Raw genomic sequence first — 9,239 nt, 5'->3', positions numbered from 1 at the left:
TGGGCATTGGGCATTGGGCATTGGGCATTGGGCATTGGGCATTGGGCATTGGGCATTGGGCATTGGGCATTGGGCATTGGGCATTGGGCATTGGGCATTGGGCATTGGGCATTGGGCATTGGGCATTAGTAGTAGTAGTAGTTGTTGGTCATTAGTAGTAGTTGTTGGTCATTAGTAGTAGTAGTTGTTGTTGTTGTTTGTGAGTGATTAGTCGTCATTTTTAGGGGATGGGCCGATAGATTGTAGGTACGAGTTTAATTTAGGGGCTAATTCGTTAATGATGGCTGTGAGTTCATTTATCTGTTGAACCGTTAAAAGGTTTCGAGTGTAAGCTCGTCTCAACCAGTGTTGGGTTTCGTTCAAAGAGGCTCTGGCTATCTTTACAAAGCGTCGATTGTCTTGATAGCTACCTCGTCCGAGTCCTTCTGCTATGTTAGCACCGACGCTATCTGCTGAACGGACAATTTGTTTGCAGCTCGTATCTTTGGCAAATAATTCCCAACTGTTAACTATTTTCCAAATCTCATCGGCTAATTGTTCTGACAATCTATAAACCCGCAATTCCTGAAAACTCTTGCTTACCATATTACCCTCGCTTTTAATAATGAATGACTGAAAATTAACAACAAATGACAAATGACCAATGACCAATGACAAATGACCAATGACCAATGACCAATGACCAATGACAAATGACCAATGACCAATGACCAATGACCAATGACCAATGACTAATGACCAATGACTAATGACCAATGACTAATGACTATCCAATCACTTGAATCGGCCCAGTAACGCTGCCGCTAAAAAATTGTTTAATTAACAAATTATCTGTTGATGCAATGTCGCTGACAGTTCCCTCCCACTGCACTTTGCCTCGATAGAGAAACACGATGCGATCGGCAGTGCGGCGGATGGTACTGTCTTGGTGAGTGACGATCGCATAAGTGCTGCAAACCCCTTGGGCCGCCTGCAAGTCGCGGATTAAATCTTCAATTACCGTCGAAGCGATGGGATCTAAACCCGCCGTCGGTTCGTCGTACAACAAAACCTCCGGATTGTCCCTGGCATTATCGGGATTCGCCATGATGGCGCGGGCAAAACTTACCCGCTTCCGCATTCCCCCAGACAACTGCGCCGGATAGCGTTCGCCAATTCCGGGTAAACCCACCATCTCTAACTTTTCCTCCACCAATTCCCGAATCCGGCGGCGCGGCAGATTAGAATGCTGGTACAGTAAAAAACCGACATTCTCCTCCACCGTCAGCGAATCAAACAAAGCAGCTTGCTGAAACACCATCCCAATCCCGATCGGATCTGCCACGTCGTCCACCCATCCCAGCCGCCGCTGTCCCTGAACGAAAACTTCACCGGCATCCGGGGCCAACAAACCCGCAATTATCCGCAAAATCGTAGATTTCCCCGTTCCGGAAGGGCCAATAATTGCCAGGGCCTCTCCCCGATAAATCCTCAGATCGACTCGATCGAGGATCGGGTTGTGCCCGAAGGACTTACTTACCCCTTTGAGTTCGATTAGTGGCTCAGCCATAAGATGTTATCAATAAGTTGTCAGTCATTAGTCATCAGTCTAGCTAATGACTAATGACTTAAATTGACTGCCCGAATCAAAATTCTCTTGTATTGTAAATTTGTCAGATCGAGCTGTTCCAATACCCTTAAGACTAATTAACCATGTCAATTAGTTCATTTCCTAAAGCCCTGCGCGTCTTTGCTAAAGCCAAGCACTTGGCTAAAGCTAAGCAGGTTTTTGCCCAATCCAGAAATCCTTACCCTCCCTCTTTGCGGAACGGGCGAGTTCACCAGTGGTTTAAGTGGTTGGCCCCCGGACTGTTGGTGAAACGGTGGCTGCTGATCAGTGCTAGCGGTGTGGTACTTGCCACTTTGGGTTTAGCCATTTGGACTGGGATGACTCCGATTTTTTTCCTGTTGCAATTGTTGAGAAATTTTTTGACCTGGATTGCAGAAGTTATTCCCAATTACATCTCTGGCCCGATCGTGATTGCTGGCGGGATTTTGTTAATTCTGTGGGGACAAACTCGCAGTTTGAACTCGATTACTCAAGTTCTAATGCCCGAAGGGAATGAGGAATTGGTCGATCGACTCCTCAACCACCGCCGCTTGCACCGCGGCCCGAAAATTGTGGCAATTGGAGGGGGTACGGGCCTTTCTCATTTGCTGAGGGGATTGAAAGATTACAGTGCCAAAATTACTGCGATCGTCACTGTAGCCGATGATGGCGGGTCTTCCGGGCGACTGCGCCGGGAAATTGGAGTATTGCCGCCGGGAGATATTCGCAATTGTTTGGCCGCTTTGGCAGATGAAGAAAAGTTATTAACTGAGTTATTTCAATATCGCTTTCAGGCCGGTGACGGTTTGGTTGGTCACAGTTTTGGGAATTTGTTTTTGACGGCGATGAGCGATATTGCTGGAGATTTGGAACAGGCGATCGCCGCCAGTTCTAAAGTTTTAGCAGTGAGGGGAGAAGTGCTGCCAGCTACTCTGAGCGACGTTTCTTTGTGGGCAGAACTGGCTGACGGCCGGAGGATTGAGGGGGAGTCCAGCATTACGGAAGCTCACGGTAAAATCGTCAAAATTGGCTGCAATCCTGCTAATCCTCCGGCTTTGCCCAGAGCACTCGAAGCGCTGCGGGAAGCGGATTTTATTATTATTGGGCCGGGTAGTCTTTATACGAGCGTGATTCCAAATTTGTTGGTGAAGGAAATTGCTGATGCGATCGCCCACAGTGAAGTTCCGCGCATTTATGTGTGCAATATTATGACTCAGCCGGGAGAAACTGACGGATACAGCGTTGCAGATCACATTCGGGCGATCGATCGCGCTTGTGGCCGCCCCCTGTTCGATGCTGTAGTAGTTCAAGGAAAAGTCCCATCTGCAAAATCTTTGATCCGCTATGCTCAGGAGAATTCCTATCCGGTTGTACTCGATCGTGAAGCCATAACAAACTTGGGGCGGCGAATAGTCATCACCAATGTCATGGATGAAGATAAAAATACCGGTTTAATTCGCCACAATTCCCAAAGATTGGCGGGGATGTTGCTGCGTTGGTACGGCCGCGCCCAGAATATTTAAGCTGCTTTGAGGGGGAGATGGGGAGATGGGGAGATGGGGAGATGGGGAGATGGGGAGATTGGGAGATAAGGAGATTGGGAGGCTAATGAATACTGACTAATGACTACTGACTAATGACTACTGACTAATGACTACTGACTAATGACTAATGACTACTGACTAATGACTAATGACTATTGACTAATGACTACTGACTAAAATGAAAACTTTGCTTGCAGATTTTGAGGCTACGCGCCAGTTTGGTGTGGCGTTAGGTCGATCGCTCCCACCAGGCACTGTAATCTTACTAGAAGGAGACTTAGGCGCCGGCAAAACTACCTTAGTGCAAGGTATCGCCGAAGGCTTGGGAATCTCCGAATCTGTGGAAAGTCCTACTTTCACGCTGATTAACGAGTATTTTGCAGGGCGAGTTCCGCTGTACCATCTAGACTTGTATCGACTGGAACCAGAAGAAGCGGAAGCCTTGCACTTAGAGAGTTATTGGGACGGATTAGAAAGGGATTTGGGGATTGTGGCGATCGAATGGGCCCAAAGATTGCCCTACAAACCAGAAAATTATTTGCAAATTTCTTTGACTTATCTCGATAACGGACGCCAAATAGAAGTTATGGGGACTGGCGATTTATCGGATAGGCAATGGAAAAATTGAGAAAAGGCGATCGCACTTACTGTGACGGGCGGTTGACTCGAATCAATTTGCCCCTCGCCCGTTTCCTCACCAGCAATAGCATCATTGATGCGTGTTGCCAATCTTTCTAGATTTTTGTCGTCTGTACATACGATAATGCCAGAATGGTTGGGTTGTTCGGCGTGCAAGCGTATGAAATGGCGGCGATTTTGCGTCATCACCGCGCGATCGTTATTTGCAGCAAAGGCTAATACTTCGGGGTCATCATCTCCAGCATTTCCTGCTTCTTGAATAGTCAGGGCATCGTGACCAAATTTTCGCAGCATTGCCACAACAGGAAACGGGAACTGTTCATCTGCATAAAGACGTGCCATAAATTAGACTTCCTGCATCATTGCTGCTGCTTCTTCTCGGAGTGCTGTTTCAATTTCTTCGGAATTTGCCTCAGCGTAAGTCCAAACGTTGACTAAGTTTGCAGCATTTAAATAAGGGTAAAATTGCAGAATTTCAGCATCCGTTGCACCTTGACTGCGTAAACTTACAAACAGCCAAACTGGCAGTCGAGTTTTGGCAATGCAAGCATCGCCCCCACAAACTCCGGGAGTCTTCGTGATTCCCGGCCAGCTATTGCTTAAACTTTGGGTTAAAAGCCGTATTGCTTCATATTTATCGGTCGGAGTTAAGGCAAGAAGTTGTGTTTCTAATTCTTTAAGCATAGGTAAGGTCGTATTGAGAATAATGGAATATACTTTGATAAATTTAGCACAATTTTTGCTTTCAGAAGTAGGGTAGCTCAGAAGAGTTAGATTTTCGAGATTTGGCTCACAATCTTATATCCTGTCCCGTCAATTACCCGGAATACAAAAGGTTTGTAGTGAGGACTTTAGTCCTTCATGGATGCGGACTAAAGTCCTCACTACAAACCAATCTTAGTATCGTCATTCGACCGGACATGATATTATTTTGACGCACAAGGGAATAAATGGTGCGTCAGAATGAGATTTTCAGTGATGATTGACAATTACCAAACTGACGCACCCTACCGCTGATTCATGAAAAATTTAGGACTGAAGTCCTCACTACGAACCTAATTCTAATTGTTTAACCGTTTTGGCGGTGTTGATGTTTTTTGCAAAACTTCTAGGCAGGCTTACTCAGCGTCAAATCTCAAGGCTTCACCCCTGACATTTGTATCTAATTTACCGTTCTCAAAAACCACTTTTCCTCCCACAACAGTCACCACCGGCCATCCCGTCAAACTCCAACCTTCAAAGGGACTCCAGCCGCACTTGCTCACAATTTCTTCTCGCACCACCGGGCGGTATTTGTCCAAGTCTACCAATACTAAATCGGCGTCAAAACCCGGAGCTATCGCCCCTTTGTTTGGAATCTTATAAGCCTTAGCAACTGCCGCCGACATCCAATTAGCAACTTGTGCAACCGTACACCTGCCCTCGACTGCTTGTGTCAGCATTAAAGGCAAAGAAGTTTCAACTCCGGGCATTCCCGACGGCGTATTTGGATACTCTTGAGCTTTTTCTTCTAAGGTGTGCGGCGCGTGATCGGTGGCGATAAAATCAATTACGCCGTCTAATAAGGCTTGCCAAAGTATTTCGTTATCGCTCTTTTCGCGCAATGGCGGATTCATCTGGGCTAAACTGCCGATTTTTTGATAGGCGCTGGTATTTAAAAGTAAATGCTGCGGCGTTACTTCTGCTGTTACCCAACTGGGTTTTTCTTGACGCAAAAACTCAGCTTCATCGCCAGTTGAAAGATGCAGGATATGCAATCGACGTTGATATTTCTTAGAAAGTTTTAAGGCTAGCTGGGTTGCTAACAAGGCTGCTTGATTGTCTTGAATTTGCGAGTGCACAGCTAAATCGGTACTGCCGGCAAATTCCTGACGGCGCTGATTAATTCTAGTTTGGTCTTCGGCGTGTACTGCAATTAATCGATCGCCCTTTGCGAACACTCGCTCTAAATTTTCCTCTCCATCCATCAAAAGCTGTCCGTGCATCGAACCCATAAACACCTTAATCCCCGGAGTCGGATTCGCCTCCAACAAATCCGGCAAATTCTCCGGCGTCGCCCCAATAAAAAAGCCGTAATTGACCAAACACTTGTCAGCAGCGCGGCTTAGCTTGTCATCTAAGGCGGCTTGGGTTGTGGTTAGGGGGCGGGTATTGGGCATTTCCAGAAACGATGTCACGCCGCCCTTAGCGCACGCACAGCTAGCGGTAAACAAGTCTTCCTTGTGTTCCAAACCCGGCTCGCGGAAGTGTACCTGCGGGTCAATTACTCCGGGTAAGAGAGTTAAGCCGATCGCATCTATTTCGCGATCGGCCGATGCAGCAATCTCCGGAGCAACCCGAACAATTTTGCCATCGCTAATTTGCACGTCCCCTACCAAAAACTCACCGTCAGGTAACAAAATGCGAGCGCGGCGGATTAACAAACTTGATGTGGTCGGCATAAGCTATAATTAAGTCAGGAGTGTACGTGGAAACCTGGGAAAATTTTATCCTCAAAAGAGTTTTGAAAATAGTAAGAAATATAACTAGCTTTCAGAAAAATTGTAATTTTTAGGGTGCGCCGTCCGCACCTTACTCAAGCAGATAGTATAAAAACTCACCTCTGGGGCGCAGATTTGGCAGATTTCCTCCAAAAACTCCGAATTAAGTCTATAATTTGTATCCAGCCCAGTCACTTAATACTTATGACTCGTCTAGACAAGTCAGCCGACCAAAAACCCCCGCAAGATACCGAAAATCCTTGGATAGAAGGAATTAAGACGATCGGCTTAGCAGCATTCTTAGCCTTTGGTATCCGCACCCTGGTTGCTGAAGCTCGCTACATTCCCACCGGCTCGATGCTCCCAACCCTACAAATTAACGATCGATTAATTATAGACAAGGTGAGCTATCGACTCCAAGACCCGCAGCGAGGAGATATTATCGTGTTTATGCCTCCCGATCCGGCGAGTTTGTGCACGGGACAGCCGCCGCCGATCAAAGATGCCTACATCAAGCGAGTGATCGGACTTCCGGGCGATACTGTGGAAGTCAAAGAGGGAAAAGTTTTTATTAACAAGCAGCCGCTACAGGAAAAATATATTGAAGAAATTCCGCAGTATCCCTACGGGCCTGTAGTTGTATCTCAAAATTCTTACTTGGTACTCGGGGACAACCGCAACGCAAGCTGTGACAGCCATTATTGGGGCTTTGTACCCAGACAAAATATCATCGGTAGGGCGATCGTCCGTTTTTGGCCTCTCAACCGCACAGGCTCGATCGACCCCACGCCGATTTATCCCGCTAAACAATAGCTACCACCTCGAATTCCGCAGCGTAAAACCTGCGGTTATTAGCTTAAATGACCAATTCCCATTTCCCAGGATCAACTAATCAACGGTTAAACGAGATTTAATAGGAGATTTCGGGAGAACTTTCACAACTTTATGACCTCATAAACCCGGTTTATTCCTAAATTTCTACCTATCAAACGCAAAAGCAAAACTCGTAGAAACCCAGTTTATCGCCCGTAAATCTCCAATGGAAAAACTGAAATCGACTTACTTCTCAACTGACAACTGTCAACTGTCAAGCGGTCAACTGAATGAAGTTTCGCGATCGAGCACTTTCACAACCTTGTTATACATATCCTCAGCTTCTTGCGGCGAATTGCCGATACTCGTCAATCCCAATTTGCCAAACTCCGACAAGCAACCCATTAAATGAAACACGCTCCCCGTCTCAGTACCCGTGTCAAAGTGCAGTTGATTGTCAGCAATAATATCCATCAAATCGTTCGGCAACAATCCCCGATACCGCTCCTTTTTTAAATTATCCGAAGCTACATAATATTTCGGACGCCCCTGCTGGCTGTAAAATAAGCCCGTAGTTCGTTCGTAGCGACCGTTTGTCAACAGCTTCAAAGCCATAAACGGATGAGTTGTACCTCCTTTTCGCAAGTTAATTTCTATTGCTTGAATATCCCATTTCCCGTCCGCTTGCTTGACAGCAACATAATCCACTCCAAATCGCTCCAAAGCACCTTTTGCAGCTAAATTTTTTCCCACTTTCCATCCCAATTCTTGCAACGCCAGCCGATAGGATTCGTCCGCTGGAAATCGGCAACCCAAGAAAATTTGACCGTCTGGGCCGCCTAAAATCTGGTCGTGGGTTGAGAGAATTTCTACTTCGCCACTGGGGACAATTCGACCTTGAACGCTGGGCGATCGCTTTTCTGATCCTTCGATAAATGCTTCCGCAATTGCTCCTAATTCAGGAATGCGGCTGCTGAAATTTGCCCAGGTTTCGCCTGTTGCTTGAAAGCGCAAATTGTGGAAGCAATCGCCAATTGCTTTAACTCTTTCTTGAGGTGCTTTATTTGCGATCGGCTTCAAATCTAAAATTGCATTTCCTTCCCCCGAAAAACCTTCATTTAACTTAATTACCATCCGCTGCAAATCCGGCTGTCTTTCCCACAACGCAGCCGCAGCTTCCGCCAAATCTTCTGCATTCCACACCAACTCGGAACCGTCAGGATAAGGTACGCCAGCTTCTTTAAAAATTTGCCGGCTACCGCTTTTTGTTCCCCAATAAAGCAAATCCGGATCGCTAGCCCACAAAGGAATTCCCAATTTAACAGATAACTCCCGCTCTAAGGGCGTTGAGTTGTAACAAACCATATAAGATTTTGTCGGGCGTACTGCTTGACGAATCCGCTCCATCAACCGGGGACGCTCTAAAATTTTCTGCGTGAGGGATTTTGTAGAAGCATCGTAAGCCGAGAACAGCAAAAGGCGATCGCGCGCGTGAGAAAATGGAATACCTGGAAGCAATTGCAGGTAATAATCTATAATCATCGGGTGCAGCGGCTCAGAGGTAATGTAAATTAAGCGCGTGCGGGGATTGCGCAGCCGAATTAATGAAAATAAATGACGCTCTTCGTAGTGGTAAGCACCCTCAACTTTCTGCATTTCTTGCTGATCTAAGCTGAGAGAAGGAATGACGATAATATCACAATCTCCGCTGTCGAATTCTTCGATTGCTCGCCAACGTTCGCGTAATTCAGTCTGAAGGTTGCGAAATTGCTGTGCGGTTTCTGAAGCTGAATTATTTAACTCTTGCATTGCGTTTAATCCTAATTATTCAAATAATCCTTGCTGGTGGTGTAGGGTGCGTCATCCCAAATATTTTAGTTAACTCAAACAGTTTTTTTCGCTCCGCACCTTGTGGTGGAATAGATGTAGGGTGCGTCAGCCCAGATACCTGAGACAAATCAAACAGTTTTTGTTCTGACGCACCTTACCGGGAAATAAATGTAGGGTGCGTCAGCCAAAATACTTGAGACCAATCAAACATTTTTTTTTCTGACGCACCTTACCGGCAATATTGCTGACCCAAATAAACGAATAGTGAATTATATTCTGTGCTATCAATTACCAGCAATCAAAACCGTTTGTAGTGAGGACTTTAGTCCTTTGAGTAATGCGGAC

9 protein-coding genes are annotated in these 9,239 nt (G+C 46.2%); 3 read left to right on the top strand and 6 right to left on the bottom strand.

Annotation, left to right across the window (positions count from 1 at the left end; translation table 11 throughout):
* Positions 1 to 207: 207 nt before the first annotated feature.
* Both QUB64_RS27540 and QUB64_RS27535 read right to left on the bottom strand, forming a co-directional pair.
* A complete protein-coding gene (locus tag QUB64_RS27540; protein WP_333394273.1) occupies positions 208 to 756 on the bottom strand; it encodes a four helix bundle protein in 549 nt (182 codons plus the stop codon).
* A 10-nt stretch (positions 757 to 766) separates the two neighbouring features.
* A complete protein-coding gene (locus QUB64_RS27535; RefSeq protein ID WP_333276752.1) occupies positions 767 to 1,549 on the bottom strand; it encodes an ABC transporter ATP-binding protein in 783 nt (260 codons plus the stop codon).
* Positions 1,550 to 1,692: 143 nt separating this feature from the next.
* Here QUB64_RS27535 and QUB64_RS27530 point away from each other — a divergent pair, with 143 nt between their 5' ends.
* Both QUB64_RS27530 and tsaE read left to right on the top strand, forming a co-directional pair.
* On the top strand, positions 1,693 to 3,111 hold the full coding sequence (locus QUB64_RS27530) for a gluconeogenesis factor YvcK family protein (RefSeq protein ID WP_333276755.1): 1,419 nt from the start codon (positions 1,693 to 1,695) through the stop codon (positions 3,109 to 3,111).
* A gap of 199 nt (positions 3,112 to 3,310) precedes the next feature.
* Positions 3,311 to 3,760 carry a tRNA (adenosine(37)-N6)-threonylcarbamoyltransferase complex ATPase subunit type 1 TsaE gene (gene tsaE / locus QUB64_RS27525; RefSeq protein ID WP_333276758.1) on the top strand — a complete coding sequence of 150 codons (450 nt, stop codon included), beginning with the start codon at positions 3,311 to 3,313 and terminating at the stop codon, positions 3,758 to 3,760.
* Here tsaE and QUB64_RS27520 read toward each other — a convergent pair.
* From QUB64_RS27520 to QUB64_RS27510, 3 genes are all read right to left on the bottom strand, one after another.
* Positions 3,688 to 4,113 carry a DUF5615 family PIN-like protein gene (locus QUB64_RS27520; RefSeq protein WP_442921726.1) on the bottom strand — a complete coding sequence of 142 codons (426 nt, stop codon included), beginning with the start codon at positions 4,111 to 4,113 and terminating at the stop codon, positions 3,688 to 3,690. The genes tsaE and QUB64_RS27520 overlap by 73 nt on opposite strands.
* Before the next feature lie 3 nt (positions 4,114 to 4,116).
* Complete coding sequence (locus tag QUB64_RS27515; RefSeq protein ID WP_333276761.1) at positions 4,117 to 4,455, bottom strand: DUF433 domain-containing protein; 339 nt, start codon at positions 4,453 to 4,455, stop codon at positions 4,117 to 4,119.
* Between the two features lie 434 nt (positions 4,456 to 4,889).
* Positions 4,890 to 6,212 (bottom strand): dihydroorotase, encoded by a 1,323-nt coding sequence (locus tag QUB64_RS27510; RefSeq protein ID WP_333276764.1) that lies wholly within the window; start codon positions 6,210 to 6,212, stop codon positions 4,890 to 4,892.
* Between the two features lie 243 nt (positions 6,213 to 6,455).
* Here QUB64_RS27510 and lepB point away from each other — a divergent pair, with 243 nt between their 5' ends.
* Positions 6,456 to 7,064 (top strand): signal peptidase I, encoded by a 609-nt coding sequence (gene lepB, locus QUB64_RS27505; RefSeq protein ID WP_333276767.1) that lies wholly within the window; start codon positions 6,456 to 6,458, stop codon positions 7,062 to 7,064.
* A gap of 282 nt (positions 7,065 to 7,346) precedes the next feature.
* Here the strand turns inward: lepB and QUB64_RS27500 are convergent, their stop codons facing one another.
* Complete coding sequence (locus QUB64_RS27500) at positions 7,347 to 8,873, bottom strand: peptide ligase PGM1-related protein (RefSeq protein ID WP_333276769.1); 1,527 nt, start codon at positions 8,871 to 8,873, stop codon at positions 7,347 to 7,349.
* Between the last annotated feature and the right edge of the window lie 366 nt (positions 8,874 to 9,239).

It is taken from the genome of Microcoleus sp. Aus8_D2, assembly GCF_036702665.1.
Classification (GTDB): Bacteria; Cyanobacteriota; Cyanobacteriia; order Cyanobacteriales; family Microcoleaceae; genus Microcoleus.
The sequence above is the reverse complement of the archived record's forward strand: the minus strand, read 5'-3'. Positions and strand labels throughout refer to the sequence as shown.

Excerpts from the sequence above, each read along its gene's own strand:
- QUB64_RS27535 (WP_333276752.1), bottom strand. The coding sequence starts at position 1,549 with ATGGCTGAGCCACTAATCGAACTCAAAGGGGTAAGTAAGTCCTTCGGG.
- QUB64_RS27530 (WP_333276755.1), top strand. The coding sequence starts at position 1,693 with ATGTCAATTAGTTCATTTCCTAAAGCCCTGCGCGTCTTTGCTAAAGCC.
- tsaE (WP_333276758.1), top strand. The coding sequence starts at position 3,311 with ATGAAAACTTTGCTTGCAGATTTTGAGGCTACGCGCCAGTTTGGTGTG.
- QUB64_RS27520 (WP_442921726.1), bottom strand. The coding sequence starts at position 4,113 with ATGGCACGTCTTTATGCAGATGAACAGTTCCCGTTTCCTGTTGTGGCA.
- QUB64_RS27515 (WP_333276761.1), bottom strand. The coding sequence starts at position 4,455 with ATGCTTAAAGAATTAGAAACACAACTTCTTGCCTTAACTCCGACCGAT.
- QUB64_RS27510 (WP_333276764.1), bottom strand. The coding sequence starts at position 6,212 with ATGCCGACCACATCAAGTTTGTTAATCCGCCGCGCTCGCATTTTGTTA.
- lepB (WP_333276767.1), top strand. The coding sequence starts at position 6,456 with ATGACTCGTCTAGACAAGTCAGCCGACCAAAAACCCCCGCAAGATACC.
- QUB64_RS27500 (WP_333276769.1), bottom strand. The coding sequence starts at position 8,873 with ATGCAAGAGTTAAATAATTCAGCTTCAGAAACCGCACAGCAATTTCGC.